Source organism: Clostridium sp. HV4-5-A1G, from assembly GCF_900184915.1.
Lineage (GTDB): Bacteria > Bacillota > Clostridia > Clostridiales > Clostridiaceae > Clostridium_B > Clostridium_B aromativorans.
Genome location: NZ_FXYI02000004.1, coordinates 1 through 15,429, shown reverse-complemented (window position 1 = coordinate 15,429; position 15,429 = coordinate 1). Strand labels below are relative to the sequence as shown.

Below are 15,429 nucleotides of genomic sequence, written 5' to 3'. Positions count from 1 at the left end.
ATTTTAATGGCAAGATATACTGGGTCAGTATGTAGACTTTGCAGGAGAGAGGGTTTAAAACTATTCCTCAAAGGCGATAGATGTTATACAGATAAATGTGCATTTTCAAGAAGAGGGTATGCACCGGGACAGCATGGGCAGGGAAGAAAGAAAATATCAAACTATGGCCTGCAATTAAGAGAGAAACAGAAAGCTAAGAGAATATATGGAATATTAGAAGGACAGTTTAGAAGATACTATGAAAAAGCTGATATGAAAAAGGGTATAACAGGTGAAAACTTATTGGTTTTGCTTGAAACAAGACTCGATAATATAGTTTACAAACTTGGCTATGGTCAGTCAAGATCAGAGGCTAGACAATTAGTAACTCATGGTCATTTCTTAGTTAATGGTAAGAAGGTAAATATTCCTTCTTTTAAAGTGTCAATTAATGATGTAATAACTGTGAATGATAAGAGCAAAACATCAGAAAAATTTAAAACTTTTGCAGAAAATCCTAAAACTTTACCAGCTTGGTTAGAAGGAGATATAGAGAACTTTCAGGGAAAGGTTATTAGAGAACCATCAAGAGATGAAATAGATGTCCCTGTTAATGAAACATTAATAGTAGAGTTGTACAGTAAGTAATTAATATAGAATCAGTTGCCCTCGAGGATACATTATTAGATAAATAGAAGGAGGGTTATATTCATGTTAGAAATAGAAAAACCCAAAATTGAATGTGTTGAAACTAGCGAAGATGGTAGCTACGGAAAATTTGTAGTAGAACCGCTGGAGAGAGGTTATGGTATTACTCTTGGAAATGCACTTAGAAGGATTCTTCTCTCTTCACTTCCAGGAGTGGCTGCTAACTATATAAAAATAGATGGTGTGCTTCATGAGTTTTCAACTGTACGTGGGGTAAAGGAAGATGTAGCAGAGCTAATCTTAAATATAAAGGAATTAGCTTTAAAAATGAATGGAGAAGGTCCTAAAACAATATATATAGATGCTCAGGGCCCAGGAGAAGTTATAGCGGGAGATATAAGGACAGATGGCGATGTCGAAATAATCAATAAAGATTTACATATAGCTACTCTGGATGAAGATGCTAAGCTCTATATAGAAATTACCGTAAATAGCGGTAGGGGATATGTTTCTCAGGCAAGAAATAAATCTGAAAATATGCCAATAGGTACAATCCCTGTAGATTCAATATATACACCTATTAGAAGAGTTAATTTTGCTGTAGAAAATACGAGAGTTGGCCAGATAACTGATTACGATAAATTGTCCTTGGAAGTGTGGACAAATGGAACTATATTGCCGGATGAGGCTGTAAGTTTATCTGCTAAAATTCTTATAGAGCATTTTAAGTTATTCATGACTTTAACTGATCATGCTAATAATGTAGAGATAATGGTTGAAAAAGAAGAAGATAAGAAAGAAAAAGTCCTTGAGATGGCAATAGAGGAGTTAGAGCTTTCTGTAAGAAGCTATAATTGTTTAAAAAGAGCTGGCATAAATACAGTACAGGAATTAACTGAGCGAACTATGGATGATATGATGAAAGTTAGAAACTTAGGTAAAAAGTCCTTAGAAGAAGTTGAACAAAAACTTGATGCTCTGGGATTATCGCTAAAGCAAAACGAAGATTAAAAATTTGGAGATAAATTCTGATAGGATTATTTAATAACAACAGTAGTAAGGAGGGATATAAATGGCACAGTACCGTAAGTTAGGGCGACCATCTGATCAAAGAAGAGCTATGCTTAGAAATCTTGTTACTAGTTTTCTTAAACATGGAAAGATACAGACAACGGGAACAAGGGCGAAGGAAACGAGAAATATAGCAGAAAAAATGATAACTCTTGCCAAAAGAGGAGATCTTCATGCTAGGAGACAAGTACTTTCTTTCGTAACTGAAGAAGAAGTTGTAAAAAATTTATTTACTGATATAGCTCCTAAGTATGCTGAAAGAAATGGCGGTTACACCAGAATGTATAAAATAGGTCCAAGAAGAGGCGATGGAGCTGAGTTAGTTATACTAGAGTTAGTATAATATGGAGGGAATATGGAGGGATTAAGTAAGTTAGCTTAATCCCTGTTTTTCTATTATGATATTAAAGCGCTTATCCAATTAGCGAGGTGTTTCTATGGAAAAAAAGATGATATTATGTGAAAAAGTAAAATATAGGTATGAGGACAGTGATAAGGGGAATTCTAAATTTGCCATAGATGACGTTAGTCTTCAAGTAGAAAAGGGAGAATTTCTTGTGATTTTGGGAAGAAATGGTTCGGGAAAGTCTACCATAGCAAAGCATATGAATGCGTTGTTAAATCCAACTAGCGGTAAAGTGTATGTAGAGGGGTTGGATACGTCAGATGAGAAAAATACCTGGAGTATTAGAAATAAAGCAGGAATGGTTTTTCAAAATCCCGATAATCAGATAGTTGCAACTATTGTGGAAGAAGATGTTGCTTTTGGACCGGAAAATTTAGGTGTGCCACCTGAGGAAATAAGATTGAGAGTTAATGAATGTTTAAAAAGAGTACATATGTATGAATATAGAAAACATGCACCTCATTTGCTTTCAGGAGGGCAGAAACAAAGAGTAGCTATTGCTGGGGTACTTGCTATGAGACCGGATTGTATAATATTTGATGAATCTACTGCAATGTTGGATCCTTCAGGTAGGAAGGAAGTACTGAATACAATAAAAGAGATAAACAGTAAGTATGGTATGACTGTGATTCTTATTACTCATTATATGGAGGAAGCAGTTGATGCTGATAGGATAATTGTCATGGATAAAGGTAAAATTATAATGGAGGGTTCTCCGAGAAATATATTTAGTCAAGTAGCTAAAATGAAAGATATTGGACTTGATGTGCCTCAGATAACTGAATTAGCTTATGAACTCAGAAATAGTGGAGTCAATATTAGAACCGATATATTAACTATAGATGAGATGGTGAGTGAATTATGTCAATTAAAATAGAAAATTTAACTCATGTATATATGAAAGGTTCGCCTTTTGAAAAAAAGGCATTGGATAATATAGATATTGAAATTAAAGATGGAGAATTTGTTGCTCTTATAGGACACACCGGCTCAGGAAAATCTACACTTATTCAGCACATAAATGGTCTTTTAAAACCAACTTCAGGAAAGATCATAATAGATGGTGTGGATATTACCGAAAAAAAGATCAATTTGAATTTTATCAGAAAAAAAGTTGGACTTGTATTTCAATATCCAGAATACCAATTGTTTGAAGAAACCATAGAAAAAGATATTGCTTTTGGGCCTAAGAATTTGGGATTAACCAATGATGATATAGTTAAAAGAGTAAAAAGAGCTATGAATATGGTTGGGCTAGAATATGAAGAGTATAAGGACAAATCTCCTTTTGAATTAAGTGGCGGACAGAAAAGAAGAGTTGCCATAGCTGGAGTAGTTGCTATGGAACCTAAAGTACTTATACTAGATGAACCTACTGCAGGCCTTGATCCCAAGGGAAGAGATGATATCCTAGGAGAAATAAGGAGTTTACATGATGAATACAATATGACTATAATACTTGTGTCACATAGTATGGAAGATGTAGCTAAACTTGCAGATAGAATAATAGTAATGAATAAGGGAAAGTGTATATTGGATGGATCACCAGCAAAAGTTTTTAATAGAGTTGATGTTTTAGAAAATGTGGGGCTTGCAGTACCGCAAGTAACTTATATGGTAAAAAAGCTTAGGGAAAAGGGAATTAATATATCAAAAGATGTGTTTACTGTAGAGCAAGCAAAAGAAGAACTGCTTAAAATACTGAATAAAAGTTAGGAGAGCTGGCAAATGATTAAAGATATTACGATAGGACAGTATATACCTGGAGATTCTTTTGTTCATAAATTGGATCCGAGAGTTAAGATATTGATATCTTTAATATATATTGTGGATTTGTTTATAGTGAACAGCTTTAAAGGGTATATATTTATAGTAGCATTTACTGTAATTTCAATACTTGTATCTAGGGTACAATTTGTATATATATATAGAGGGCTTAAGCCCATATTTATTTTGGTACTTATAACTGCAATATTAAATATGTTTATGACCGGCGGAGTCAATCCACCAATATTTAAATGGAAGTTTTTAGTTGTATATAGAGAAGGATTGATTATGGCTGCATTTATGACTATCAGACTTATATTTTTAATTGTGGGAACATCGCTTCTAACATTGACTACATCTCCAATTGAATTGACTGATGGCATAGAAAAACTTTTAAATCCGATGAAAAAAATAGGTGTACCTGCTCATGAGCTAGCTATGATGATGACTATTGCTCTCAGATTTATACCTACTTTAATGGATGAAACGGATAAAATAATGAAAGCACAGATGGCAAGAGGAGCAGATTTTCAGTCAGGAAGTATTATTCAGAGAGCTAAAAGTCTTGTACCAATTTTAGTTCCACTTTTTATAAGCTCTTTTAGGCGGGCAGATGAATTGGCCATGGCTATGGAGGCCAGATGTTATAGAGGTGGAGAAGGCAGGACCAGAATGAAACAGCTTAAATTGACCAATAGAGATTTTATAGCATCAGCATGCACTGCAGTATTAGTATTTATTTCTGTACTAGGTAGAATGTGGTGGCATTGATGAAAAATATTAAATTGACAATACAATACGATGGTACCAATTATTCTGGTTGGCAGAGACAAAAAAATGCTGTTACTGTTCAGGAAAAGCTGGAAGATGCAATTAGAGAAACTACAGGTAGTTTCTCAGAAACCATAGGTTCCAGTAGAACTGATGCGGGAGTTCATGCTAAAGAATTTGTGTGTAATTTTTTTACGGACAGTAAAATACCTGCAACTAACTTTAAAATGGTATTGAATGGAGTACTTCCAGAAGACATAGTTGTACTAAAATCCGAAAGAATGGATGATAATTTCCATGCCAGATTTCACAGTATAGGCAAAAAATATGTCTATACTATAATAACAGGGAACAACAGGCCTGTTATAGGAAGACAATATGTCTACTATTTTAGAAGAAAATTGGATATAGAAAAGATTAAAATAGCATGTAAATATTTTTTGGGAATGCATGATTTTTCTGCTTTTAAGAAAAAAGGAGGTTCAGTGAGATCTTCTGTTAGAACTATAAGTGAAATGACAGTTGTACAAGAGGGAAAATTGATTAAATTCAATGTAATAGGAAATGGATTTTTGTATAATATGGTAAGGATAATGGTGGGAACTCTTTTGGAAGTAGGAGTGGGAAGATTTAAACCCGAGGATGTGAAATATATTTTGGAATCAAAGGACAGATCAAGGGCAGGTAAACCTGTTCCAGCAAGGGGTCTTTGTCTTGAGAAGGTGTTTTATTAATTGACACGCCAGGATCATTGTATTATAATATAAATGTTTGTAATTTTGATTATAAAGGATCCACTAGCCCCGGATCTTTCTATAGAGAAGCGTGTATTAAAATTATTAAATTAAAAGAGAAGTTAATTAAGAGAGGAGTTGAGAACCGTTATTTTTTAACGGGAAAGATGAAATCATATATAGCAAAACCCAATGAGATTGAAAGAAAATGGTACATTGTCGATGCTGCGGGAAAACCACTTGGAAGAGTAGCGAGTCAAGTTGCATCCATATTGAGAGGTAAAAATAAGCCTATATTTACACCACATGTGGATACGGGAGATTTTGTAATAATAATAAATGCTGAGAAAGTAGTTCTGACTGGGAAAAAACTGGATCAAAAAATGCTGAGACATCACACATTATATCCAGGTGGACTAAAAGAAATTCCCTATAGAGATGCATTGGCAAAAAAACCTGAATTTGTATTTCAAGAAGCTGTCAGAAGAATGCTTCCAAAAGGAGTACTTGGAAGACAGATGTTGAAAAAGTTGAAGGTATACAGAGGCAGTGAGCACAATCATGAGGCTCAGAAGCCAGAAGTATTGGAATTAAGATATTAATTGGAGACTGAAGGGAGGATAAAAAATGGCTAAAGTTCAATATTGCGGAACAGGAAGAAGAAAAGAATCAATAGCAAGAGTTAGACTTGTACCTGGAGAGGGTAAAGTAATTATAAATAAAAGAAGTATAGAAGATTATTTTGGATTGGAAACTTTAAGAGTTATAGTTAATCAACCATTTGAATTAACTTCAACTGCCGGTAAGTTTGATGTTCTGGTGAATGTTCATGGTGGAGGCTTTACTGGCCAGGCTGGAGCTATACGACATGGCATATCAAGAGCGCTGTTGAAAGCAGATGAAAATTTAAGATTAGAACTTAAAAAAGCAGGCTTTTTAACTAGAGATCCTAGAATGAAAGAGAGAAAGAAATATGGTCTTAAAAAGGCCAGAAGAGCTCCACAATTTTCAAAGAGATAATGGAATTATGTCTAAGCTTCTAGAGGTAAAAGGTATTCTTACTTTTATCTCTAGAAGCTTTTTAATTTAGTGTAAATTTTATTAATATTTCTTAAAGATGTAGGTAAAGATATATAGTAAAGCTTTCAGACTATTATAAGGAGTTGATATAAGTGGTATGAAGGAGAAAAAAACCAATTTTACTATATTGTTAATATTATTACTTACATTTAGTATTGATATTTTCAGTTCTGCCAGGGTTTTAGGAAGCTATGACACTGCTGCTGGATGCGATAATAAAAATATAATTCTTATAGATCCTGGACATGGAGGTATTGACAGCGGTGCGGTATCAAAAGATGGAGTGATGGAAAAGGAAATAAATTTAAAAATAAGTAATAAACTTAAGAATAAGTTAACAAAAAGAGGTTATAAAATATTTATGACTAGAGAAGGGGACAATGGTCTTTATACTGAAGAAGGTAGAGTTAGAAAGAAAAAAATTGAGGATTTAAATAACAGATGTAAATTGAAAGAAAGTACAAAATGTGATATGTTTATAAGCATACACTTGAATATGTTTCCTCAATCTAAATATTATGGGGCACAGGTATGGTATTCAAAAAATGAAAATAGTAAAAAACTAGCTGCTATCCTTCAGAACAATTTAATTAATGATTTAGATAAAAACAATAACAGAAAAGAAAAAGCCGCATTGAATTCATATAAGGTACTTAGATGCAAATACGATATACCTTCTGTATTGATAGAATGTGGTTTTTTATCTAATGCTGAAGAAAAGAATAAATTGATTAAGGATGAATATCAAGATAAAATAGCAGAATCTATAGCTAAATCTATTGATAAATATTATATTTCTAATTGAGATTTCGTCAAATTAAAAAGAGCAGGTTTTAAATCTGCTCTTTTTAATAAGCTTAATTTCTAATTGTGGAATTAATGAGTTCCAAGTAAGGTCATTATAGTGATTTTTCTGAAGATTGTAAATTAATGCAAAACAGCTAATTGATTTTTACCCTGCATTATGGTATTCTGTAGGTAAAGCAATGTTTTAAGCTATTAATTTAGTGATTTTGGGGTGATGATTATAGAGATTAAAATAGATAAAGACAGTGAAATACCACTATATTTGCAGGTAAAAAAGACAATAATGAATTTGATAAACCGGGGTAAATTGAAAGTAGGAGAGAAAATGCCTACAGAAAGGGAACTGTCCGAAAAGCTTAAAGTGAGTAGAAATACTGTGAGTACAGCTTATGATGAATTAGAACAAGAGGGGGTCTTAAAGTCCTATCAGGGAAGAGGAACTTTTGTGGCGGAGGAAGCTAATCCCTGGAAAGCTCAGGATATAAGGCAGAAAATAATGAAATTTATTGATCTTGGATTTGAAGAGGCAATAGAATCTGGGATGGATGCTAATGAGTTTTTGGAAATTGTGATTCAAAGAGTAAGAGAAAAGAAAGAACTTATGAGTAAAATAACTGCTGTATATGTGGAATGTAATATTGAACAATCCAGAATGTTCAGCAAACAGATCATGGAAAGTACAAATATGAATGTAATTCCATTTACTCTTGATGATATAAGAAATATAAGTGATTCTACTAAAAAAATTATAGAAAAGAGTCAAGTTATAATAGCAACCTTTAATCATGTCAATGAAGTTGTTAAATTGACTAAAAGATTTCAAAAGGAAATAATAGGAGTGGCAATAAATGTAGATTTGGAAACCATAGTTAAGATTGCCAGGTATTCTGAAGGTACTAAGTTTGCATTTATATGTATCTCGAATGAATTTATGTTTAAAGCCAGGGGTGCATTAGAAAAAGCCGGGCTTGGAAATATAGACATTCAATTTACTAATTCTGCAAATGAACAGGAAATTATAAAGATTATAAATGATGCAGATGTTCTTATAGTATCACCAGGAAGGTATAGAGATGTTCAGCGGCACAATGTGGACAATAAATGTATAATGAAGTTTTTATATAGTCTTGATGACAATTCAGTTAAAGCATTAAAGTCAAAGATAATTGATCTTAAATATCAAAAGTGAAACTAATACAATTAGAAGAATGTATTGGTATAATTTGAACTTGTAAACTTCTCATAGAGAAAGTATAATATAAATAACCATATAGTCAATGCATAAATGATAAGTGTTCCAGATGATAATTGTTCTGAAATACTTATTTGCGTTTTTTAGGAGGAAAGTACATGGCTTATAAAAATAGGAAGGGCATAGGTACAAAATTATTTGGAAGATTTTCTCTAAAGACTAAGGTGATAATATTTTGTATCTTATGTATTTTTGCTGTGGTTTTGGTTATGAAGACTTCATATTGGAATAATAAAAATAAAGCTGCATTGGAAAATACACGTAAAGATGTCACTCAGGACACTGTGATAAAAGATAGCAATAATAACACTGGTGCAGCTGAGAATAAAGAGAACGAACACAACAAATTGGAAGAAGAGTGTAAAACTGCAGAGGAGTTTTTTAGAAATAAAGAATATTCTAAAGCTATAGGTAAAGCAAATGAGATTATAAGTCAAAATAATGAATTCTACAAGGCTTATAATATAAAAGGAATTGCACTTTGTTACAGCGGTAACTATGAAGAAGGAATGAAAAATATAGATAAAGCTCTTGAACTTAATCCTGATTTTGGCTATGCGCGATTTAATAAGGCGCTTGCCTATGAACTTTACGGCAAATATGATGATGCGCTTAACTGGTATGATAAAGATCTGGAAATAGAGAAATATATTTGGAGTTATTATGGAAAAGCCAGTATATATGGGAGGCGAGGAGATGTTCAAAATACGGTTAAATTTCTTAAGATAGCTATAGATATGTCTTCAGATGTTAAGGATATAGCGAAAGATGAAAAAGATTTTGAACCAGTGAAAAATTCAAAAGAATTTCAAGACTTGCTTAAATAGTATAATTTAATAAAATAAAAGATCTTAGGAGAGAAACTTATGAAAAAAGGTATACCTGCTTCTAAAGGTTATGCAATAGGTAGTGTACTCATAAAAAAGGAAAGCAAGATAAATGTAAAAAAAAGGTATGTAAAGGACGTCGATAAGGAAGAAAAAAGATTTCAGAAAGCTCTGGATTTATCCAGAAAGCAGCTTGAGAAAATAAAAATAAAATCTGAAAGGGAAATGGGAAGGGATAAAGCAGAAGTATTTGAAAGTCATATCATGCTTTTAAAGGATGAAGAATTTACAGGTGCTGTGAAAGTGAGAATAAAAACAGATCATATAAATGCAGAAGTAGCCCTTTATGAGGTAGTAAACTCTTATATGAAAATTTTTAATTCCATGAAAGACGAATACATTAAGGAAAGAGGTGCTGATGTAAAAGATGTTGGAGATAGAATATTTGCCAACCTTACAGGACGTGGATCTTTTTTGAATAAAATTAAAAATGACAAAGTGGTAATAGTGGCTCATGATTTGACACCTTCGGATACTGCACAGCTGGATAAGAACAAGATATCAGCATTTGTTACAGATATTGGAGGCAGGACTTCACATAGTGCTATTATGGCCAGGACTCTTGAAATACCGGCGGTAGTAGGTACTATGAATATAACGGATTTAGTTAAGGATGGAGATATTGTGATTGTAGATGGCGTTGAAGGCAATGTTATAATTAATCCTGATGAGAATACAATAAAAGAGTACAAATCTAAAATAAAAGTTTATAATATGGAAATAGAAAAGCTTAGGCCTCTAAGAGATGTGGAGACCATTACGAAGTCAGGTAGAAAAGTAAAAGTTCTTGCCAATATAGGTAAACCTCAAGATGTGGAACAGGTATTGAAAAATGGAGGTGAAGGTATAGGACTTTTTAGAACAGAATTCTTATATATGAATAGAGGAGATATGCCGCCAGAAGAAGAACAATTTGAAGCTTATAAATATGTAGTGGAAAAAATGGGAAACAAACCTGTGGTTATAAGAACTTTAGATATAGGTGGAGATAAGAAACTTTCTTATCTGCTGCTTCCTGAAGAAATGAATCCTTTTTTGGGATACAGGGCCATAAGACTTTGTCTCGACAGAGAGGATATATTTAAACCTCAATTGAGGGCAATGCTCAGGGCATCGGCTTTTGGAAATTTAAAAATAATGTTTCCCATGATAAGCTCTGTAAAAGAATTTTTACAGGCTAAGAATGTATTAAGGCAATGTATGGAGGAACTTGAAGAGGAAAAACTGGAGTTTAATAGAAATTTGGGAACTGGAATAATGATAGAAGTACCATCTGCTGCCTTAGAGGCAGCAGAATTGTCTAAATATGTGGATTTTTTTAGTATTGGAACTAATGATTTGATACAGTATACTTTAGCAGCAGACAGAATGAATGAAAAAGTATCTTATCTGTATGATCCAATGCATCCTGCCGTATTAAAGCTCATAAAAAATACTATAGATGCTGCCCATAGGAGAGGAAAACCATGTGCAATGTGTGGCGAAATGGCGGGAGATGAAAATTCCATACCCATTTTAGTAAAGTATGGCTTAGATGAATTTTCCATGAGTGCCTCCTCCATGTTGAAAGCCAAACAGATTATAATGGAAAATTAATTTTAAAAACTACTGATATATTTATGAATATCGGTAGTTTTTAGTATATATTTATTATGGTATAATTTAATTAAATATCCAATTGAGCTGTGGTTTTCCATATGTCTATAATATAATGCACGATTGTGTTACTTTGTATTGGGAGGAATATTATATGAAAATTAAAAAATTTGGTTATTTAATATGTATACTATCAGTCATTTTAGCCATGGGGTTTACTGGATGCTCTGACAGCAAAAACAACTCTGATTCTACAAAAAATGTATCTAAAAATAATTCCACCGGTTCTGAGAAAACTAACTCAAATAGTACAAGCAATGAGAATAGAGAAGTTGAAAAGCCCAAAAACAGTATAGAATCAAATACTGTTGCTAAGAATTCAGAAGGAATAAAATTTTCAAAAAAGGAATTGAGCAGTGATACTAAAATAAATTTTAATACTCCCTGGAAAAGCTCTGAAGATGGAAGTTATAGTGCTTGCATAGAGGGAAAAGGTAGCAGTGCATTGGAAGAGGGACAGGGAAGAATAATAGTAAAAAATGGACAAAAAATTTACAGTTTTCAAATTGAAGGGAACACTGCAATATCTCCTAAATATTTGGAATGGGCTGACAGTGAAAATATTTTTGTCATTATAGGATCTTCTCATGGCACGATGTCAAAAGGAGGAGATTTGTATATGTTAAATGTAGGTAGGAATGAAGTTGTACTGTTGATAAAAACACCTAGTAAAAAACAGCAGATAATATCCGTACAAAAAAGTGGAAGTAATGTAAATCTAAAAGTAAATGTATATGATGATGATGCATACAATAAATCTCATGTAGAAGATTGGGTCATCAATTCTTTTAATACAGAATTAAATGGCGAAATGGAAGTAAAAAATTCTGATGGGAAAGTGGTATATAAAATAAATGAATAAGTCTCAAAAAATATATAATAAGGCTCTGGATAAATATAATAAGGGATGTATAAAACGCTCATTAGAATTATGTGATAAAAGTATATCTATAAATATAAAAAATAAAGCAGCTATTAACTTAAAGGGACTTTTACTATATTTGAAAGGTGACTTATTGAATGCAAGAAAAATTTGGAACATGAATTATAAAGTCAACAATGATGAAGTGGCTCAAAAATATATTGAAGGCTCGAAAGATGATGATACAAGATTTGATCTATATAAAAGAGCTCTAATGTTAATCAAAGAATTGAGAATAAATGAAGCATTGATGCTGCTTGAAAAATGTGCTGAAAGTGATTTTAATTATATCGAAGTAAATAATTGCAGTGCACTGTGCCACATAAAAAGAGGCAGCTACAATAAGGCACTGGAGAAGATAAATAATGTTTTTAAAGTGGATGTGGATAACCCTCAGGCAAAAAAAAGTATGAAATTGCTTAAAGACATGGATGTTATAAAAAAAGGATTAAATATAAAAAAAGTAGTATGTATTTTTGTAGTTGTTTTATTTGCAGCATCTCTATGGTGGGTGTGTATTTACAGTGGTAGATTGAATTTTAGAAATAATTCTGAAAGCAAAGATAATGTGGTCAAAGTGGAAAAAGTGAAAAATAGTTTAAAAAACAATCAAAACGTAGGCAATGTGGATGTTTTTCCGAAGAAAAATATGGAGAATTATATACAGAATAAAGATTATAATTCTATGTACTTGCAATTTGTTAAATGGAAAGACAAGAAGCTAAATCCGAATGATAAGAAAATTCTATTAACAGCTTATAAGATCCTAAGTGAAGATGGATGTTTGTATTTTTATAATTTAGGTAGTAAATATTTGGACAGTGGAGATCATAATAATGCTGTTTCTTATTTTAAGAAAGCCTATGTAGTTGGAACTAAAAGTTATTTATACCCTCATATAACATATTTCCTTGCAAGGTCTATTGATTTATCAGGAGATTCTAGCAGTGCATTAAAGTATTATTCTCAGTATGATAAGAGCTTTTCTGAGGGAAGCTATGAAGATACAGTTTTGTATAGGCTTGCTGTTCTATATAAAGGTATGAATATGAATATATCCAAAAATTATGCCCAAAAATTAGTAAATAAATATCCAACATCCATTTACAATAATTCTGTAATAGACGATATTTTAAATGGTTAAATAAAGACTAAAAATTAGTTACTAGACAAATAATAAAATTGTTATCTAAATTTGATGAAGCACTGCTATTTTCAACCTTAAAGAAAAAATGAGAAATTACAGTGGCTAATCATTCAGGTAAAATATAATTAGGGGAAATATCCCTATAATTTGTAAGGAGGAAGAATAATGGTAGAAGAAATAAAGGATTCAGATTTTTCCAGCTCAATTAAAAATTCATCTACTCCTGTAGTTGTTGATTTCTGGGCTTCTTGGTGTGGACCTTGTAAAATGCTGTCACCTGTAATAGAGGAGGTTTCAGATGAAATGCAGGGAAAAGCAAAGTTTTTTAAGCTGAATGTAGATGAAAACCCAGTTACTGCAGCCCAATTCAAAATTGCCAGTATTCCAACTGTCATGGTATTTAAAGATGGAAATATAGTAGATAAGTTTATTGGATTTAGACCAAAGGATACTATAAAAGATGTTTTGAAAAAACATGTTTAATTGTGGATAGTTGTCAAAAATCTAAACATGCTAAAATGACAAATTGACACTGTTGATTTGTCATTTTAATTATAGCGGTAAATGGATCAGGAGGTGTATACAAGTGGATTCTAGATATGATATTGCCATAGTGGGCAGTGGGCCAGCAGGACTTTCTGCAGCAATCAATGCTAAGATAAGGAATAAAAATATTATTCTCTTTGGAAATGCGGAACTTAGTGAAAAGCTGGTGAAAGCTGCCCAAATCAAAAATTATCTTGGACTTCCAGATATAACGGGACTGCAGCTAAAAGATAAGTTTGAGAAACATATAAAATCTATGAATATAAATATAATTTTAGAGAGAATAAATGAAATATATGCCATGGGTGAATATTTCGGCCTTATGGTCAACAAAAAAATGTATGAGGCAAAAACTATTGTATTGGCTACTGGTATTGAATATACTAAACCTTTAAGGGGAGAGGAGAAGTTTTTGGGAAGAGGGGTAGGGTATTGTGCTACTTGTGATGCTCCTCTATATAAGGGAAAGATTGTGACTATTATAGGATATAACAAAGAAGCTGAGAAAGAGGCTAACTATGTAAATGAACTGGTTAAAAAGGTCTATTATGTACCTATGTATAGAGATAAATTAAAATTGGATGGGGATATAGAAGTAGTAAGAGGCAAAGAACTAGAAATATATGGAAAAGAAAAAGTGGAAAAGGTACTTTTGAAGGATAGAGAAATAATTACAGATGGAGTATTTGTATTAAAGGACAGTATTTCACCGGCACAGCTTGTTCCAGGAATTGCTATGCAAGATAATCATGTGAAAATAGACGTAAATATGAATACGAATATACCAGGGTGTTTTGCAGCCGGAGATTGTGCCGGAAAACCCTATCAATACATGAAAGCTGTGGGCCAGGGGCAGATAGCGGCGTTAAATGCCGTTTCGTATTTAGATAATTTAAGTGATTCATAATTTCAAATTACAATGAAAAGTTAATGGTGAATTGAATAAATAAGTTTTATAAAAAAGTGTACTTCTGCAAGTTTATTTTGCAAAAGTACACCTCTTTATTTAATTTACTACAAAAAATACGTGATTTCCTATAGATTTGACATTTTTTTTGCGTATATTTTTCATCCATTGAGATGTAGCTATTTTAGGATTATAGAAAAAAATAGACTTATTAGTTGGATCTACTCCTTTTAATGCCTGTAAGACTGCATTATAACTATCTTTGTTTGCTACTACATCTATAGTTCCATTTCTGACACAGGAAAAAGCTCCTTTTTGTGTTACTACTCCCTTTACTGTTTTTGGGAATTCCGGATATTGTAATCTGTTGAGTATTACAGAAGCCACTGCCACCTTACCTTCAAAGGGTTCACAATTACTTTCGGCATAAACTACCTTAGCCATTAAATTTACATCATCTTGTGTTATAGGTATCTTTTGGTCAGAGTAGTTAAATACCTGTACAACCTCCTCCTGTTCATTAAATAAAGTGGAGTTTGCATTGTTGAGAGTACATGAGCTTACATTCTGTAATGGCATAAATAGCATCAAAAAGAGAATAATAAAATAAAAAAATTTTTTCAAATCAAATCATCTCCTTATTACCGGCGGGGTTAGCTGACGGGTTCGGTAAAGGCATAACCTACGTATAATACGATTCACCCCAATATTACTGGTTTCCCCGTGTTTTTTATTTAAACTTAGGTCAATGATATTGTACCCATTTATTAAAATAAAATACATTTTATTAAAATTTTTTTAAAATACTTTAAAGTATTGATATAAACAATATTAAATAGTGTATAATTA

The 15,429-nt window shown here is 32.3% G+C and carries 18 protein-coding genes and 1 riboswitch; of the genes, 17 read left to right on the top strand and 1 reads right to left on the bottom strand.

Annotated features, from left to right (window positions below):
- The first annotated feature begins 6 nt into the window (after positions 1-6).
- The 17 genes from rpsD to J5G60_RS00985 all read left to right on the top strand — a co-directional run bounded on the left by rpsD (position 7) and on the right by J5G60_RS00985 (position 14,580).
- The gene (gene rpsD, locus J5G60_RS01065) at positions 7-627 is read left to right on the top strand and encodes a 30S ribosomal protein S4 (protein WP_150355402.1); all 621 of its coding nucleotides are present in this window, start codon (positions 7-9) and stop codon (positions 625-627) included.
- 63 nt (positions 628-690) lie between these two features.
- Positions 691-1,638 (top strand): DNA-directed RNA polymerase subunit alpha, encoded by a 948-nt coding sequence (locus tag J5G60_RS01060; protein ID WP_150355401.1) that lies wholly within the window; start codon positions 691-693, stop codon positions 1,636-1,638.
- Positions 1,639-1,699: 61 nt separating this feature from the next.
- Positions 1,700-2,041, top strand: coding sequence for a 50S ribosomal protein L17 (gene rplQ, locus J5G60_RS01055; RefSeq protein ID WP_150355400.1), 342 nt, complete (start codon positions 1,700-1,702; stop codon positions 2,039-2,041).
- Positions 2,042-2,135: 94 nt separating this feature from the next.
- Positions 2,136-2,981, top strand: a complete 846-nt coding sequence (locus tag J5G60_RS01050) for an energy-coupling factor transporter ATPase (RefSeq protein WP_150355399.1) — start codon at positions 2,136-2,138, stop codon at positions 2,979-2,981.
- Positions 2,966-3,820, top strand: coding sequence for an energy-coupling factor transporter ATPase (locus J5G60_RS01045; RefSeq protein WP_150355398.1), 855 nt, complete (start codon positions 2,966-2,968; stop codon positions 3,818-3,820). Before J5G60_RS01050 ends, J5G60_RS01045 begins: the two co-directional genes overlap by 16 nt.
- Positions 3,821-3,832: 12 nt before the next feature.
- Positions 3,833-4,642: an energy-coupling factor transporter transmembrane component T family protein gene (locus tag J5G60_RS01040; RefSeq protein ID WP_150355397.1), complete on the top strand. Its 810-nt coding sequence runs from the start codon at positions 3,833-3,835 to the stop codon at positions 4,640-4,642.
- Positions 4,642-5,376, top strand: a complete 735-nt coding sequence (gene truA / locus J5G60_RS01035) for a tRNA pseudouridine(38-40) synthase TruA (RefSeq protein ID WP_150355396.1) — start codon at positions 4,642-4,644, stop codon at positions 5,374-5,376. Before J5G60_RS01040 ends, truA begins: the two co-directional genes overlap by 1 nt.
- A gap of 167 nt (positions 5,377-5,543) precedes the next feature.
- Positions 5,544-5,978 (top strand): 50S ribosomal protein L13, encoded by a 435-nt coding sequence (gene rplM, locus J5G60_RS01030; RefSeq protein ID WP_150355395.1) that lies wholly within the window; start codon positions 5,544-5,546, stop codon positions 5,976-5,978.
- 25 nt (positions 5,979-6,003) lie between these two features.
- Entirely contained in the window at positions 6,004-6,396 is a 393-nt protein-coding gene (gene rpsI, locus J5G60_RS01025; RefSeq protein ID WP_150355394.1) for a 30S ribosomal protein S9, read from the top strand.
- Positions 6,397-6,553: 157 nt separating this feature from the next.
- On the top strand, positions 6,554-7,261 hold the full coding sequence (gene cwlD, locus J5G60_RS01020; RefSeq protein ID WP_150355393.1) for an N-acetylmuramoyl-L-alanine amidase CwlD: 708 nt from the start codon (positions 6,554-6,556) through the stop codon (positions 7,259-7,261).
- 216 nt (positions 7,262-7,477) lie between these two features.
- Complete coding sequence (locus J5G60_RS01015) at positions 7,478-8,452, top strand: GntR family transcriptional regulator (protein ID WP_150355392.1); 975 nt, start codon at positions 7,478-7,480, stop codon at positions 8,450-8,452.
- Between the two features lie 161 nt (positions 8,453-8,613).
- Positions 8,614-9,342, top strand: coding sequence for a tetratricopeptide repeat protein (locus J5G60_RS01010; protein WP_150355391.1), 729 nt, complete (start codon positions 8,614-8,616; stop codon positions 9,340-9,342).
- 39 nt (positions 9,343-9,381) lie between these two features.
- Complete coding sequence (gene ptsP, locus J5G60_RS01005) at positions 9,382-10,998, top strand: phosphoenolpyruvate--protein phosphotransferase (RefSeq protein WP_150355390.1); 1,617 nt, start codon at positions 9,382-9,384, stop codon at positions 10,996-10,998.
- A 154-nt stretch (positions 10,999-11,152) separates the two neighbouring features.
- Positions 11,153-11,920, top strand: coding sequence for a DUF4652 domain-containing protein (locus J5G60_RS01000; protein ID WP_150355389.1), 768 nt, complete (start codon positions 11,153-11,155; stop codon positions 11,918-11,920).
- Positions 11,913-13,124: a tetratricopeptide repeat protein gene (locus J5G60_RS00995; RefSeq protein WP_150355388.1), complete on the top strand. Its 1,212-nt coding sequence runs from the start codon at positions 11,913-11,915 to the stop codon at positions 13,122-13,124. The genes J5G60_RS01000 and J5G60_RS00995 overlap by 8 nt, the downstream gene beginning before the upstream one ends.
- A gap of 168 nt (positions 13,125-13,292) precedes the next feature.
- Complete coding sequence (trxA, locus tag J5G60_RS00990; RefSeq protein WP_150355387.1) at positions 13,293-13,610, top strand: thioredoxin; 318 nt, start codon at positions 13,293-13,295, stop codon at positions 13,608-13,610.
- 103 nt (positions 13,611-13,713) lie between these two features.
- Positions 13,714-14,580, top strand: coding sequence for an NAD(P)/FAD-dependent oxidoreductase (locus tag J5G60_RS00985; protein ID WP_150355386.1), 867 nt, complete (start codon positions 13,714-13,716; stop codon positions 14,578-14,580).
- A gap of 99 nt (positions 14,581-14,679) precedes the next feature.
- Here the strand turns inward: J5G60_RS00985 and J5G60_RS00980 are convergent, their stop codons facing one another.
- Complete coding sequence (locus J5G60_RS00980) at positions 14,680-15,204, bottom strand: cell wall hydrolase (RefSeq protein WP_150355385.1); 525 nt, start codon at positions 15,202-15,204, stop codon at positions 14,680-14,682.
- A 3-nt stretch (positions 15,205-15,207) separates the two neighbouring features.
- Positions 15,208-15,337, bottom strand: a riboswitch (cyclic di-AMP (ydaO/yuaA leader).
- Between the last annotated feature and the right edge of the window lie 92 nt (positions 15,338-15,429).

Coding starts and splice junctions, on each gene's coding strand:
- J5G60_RS01015 (WP_150355392.1), top strand. CDS start 7,478: ATGATTATAGAGATTAAAATAGATAAAGACAGTGAAATACCACTATAT.
- rpsI (WP_150355394.1), top strand. CDS start 6,004: ATGGCTAAAGTTCAATATTGCGGAACAGGAAGAAGAAAAGAATCAATA.
- J5G60_RS01050 (WP_150355399.1), top strand. CDS start 2,136: ATGGAAAAAAAGATGATATTATGTGAAAAAGTAAAATATAGGTATGAG.
- J5G60_RS01010 (WP_150355391.1), top strand. CDS start 8,614: ATGGCTTATAAAAATAGGAAGGGCATAGGTACAAAATTATTTGGAAGA.
- J5G60_RS01040 (WP_150355397.1), top strand. CDS start 3,833: ATGATTAAAGATATTACGATAGGACAGTATATACCTGGAGATTCTTTT.
- trxA (WP_150355387.1), top strand. CDS start 13,293: ATGGTAGAAGAAATAAAGGATTCAGATTTTTCCAGCTCAATTAAAAAT.
- J5G60_RS01060 (WP_150355401.1), top strand. CDS start 691: ATGTTAGAAATAGAAAAACCCAAAATTGAATGTGTTGAAACTAGCGAA.
- rpsD (WP_150355402.1), top strand. CDS start 7: ATGGCAAGATATACTGGGTCAGTATGTAGACTTTGCAGGAGAGAGGGT.
- ptsP (WP_150355390.1), top strand. CDS start 9,382: ATGAAAAAAGGTATACCTGCTTCTAAAGGTTATGCAATAGGTAGTGTA.
- cwlD (WP_150355393.1), top strand. CDS start 6,554: ATGAAGGAGAAAAAAACCAATTTTACTATATTGTTAATATTATTACTT.
- truA (WP_150355396.1), top strand. CDS start 4,642: ATGAAAAATATTAAATTGACAATACAATACGATGGTACCAATTATTCT.
- rplQ (WP_150355400.1), top strand. CDS start 1,700: ATGGCACAGTACCGTAAGTTAGGGCGACCATCTGATCAAAGAAGAGCT.
- rplM (WP_150355395.1), top strand. CDS start 5,544: ATGAAATCATATATAGCAAAACCCAATGAGATTGAAAGAAAATGGTAC.
- J5G60_RS00995 (WP_150355388.1), top strand. CDS start 11,913: ATGAATAAGTCTCAAAAAATATATAATAAGGCTCTGGATAAATATAAT.
- J5G60_RS01000 (WP_150355389.1), top strand. CDS start 11,153: ATGAAAATTAAAAAATTTGGTTATTTAATATGTATACTATCAGTCATT.
- J5G60_RS01045 (WP_150355398.1), top strand. CDS start 2,966: ATGTCAATTAAAATAGAAAATTTAACTCATGTATATATGAAAGGTTCG.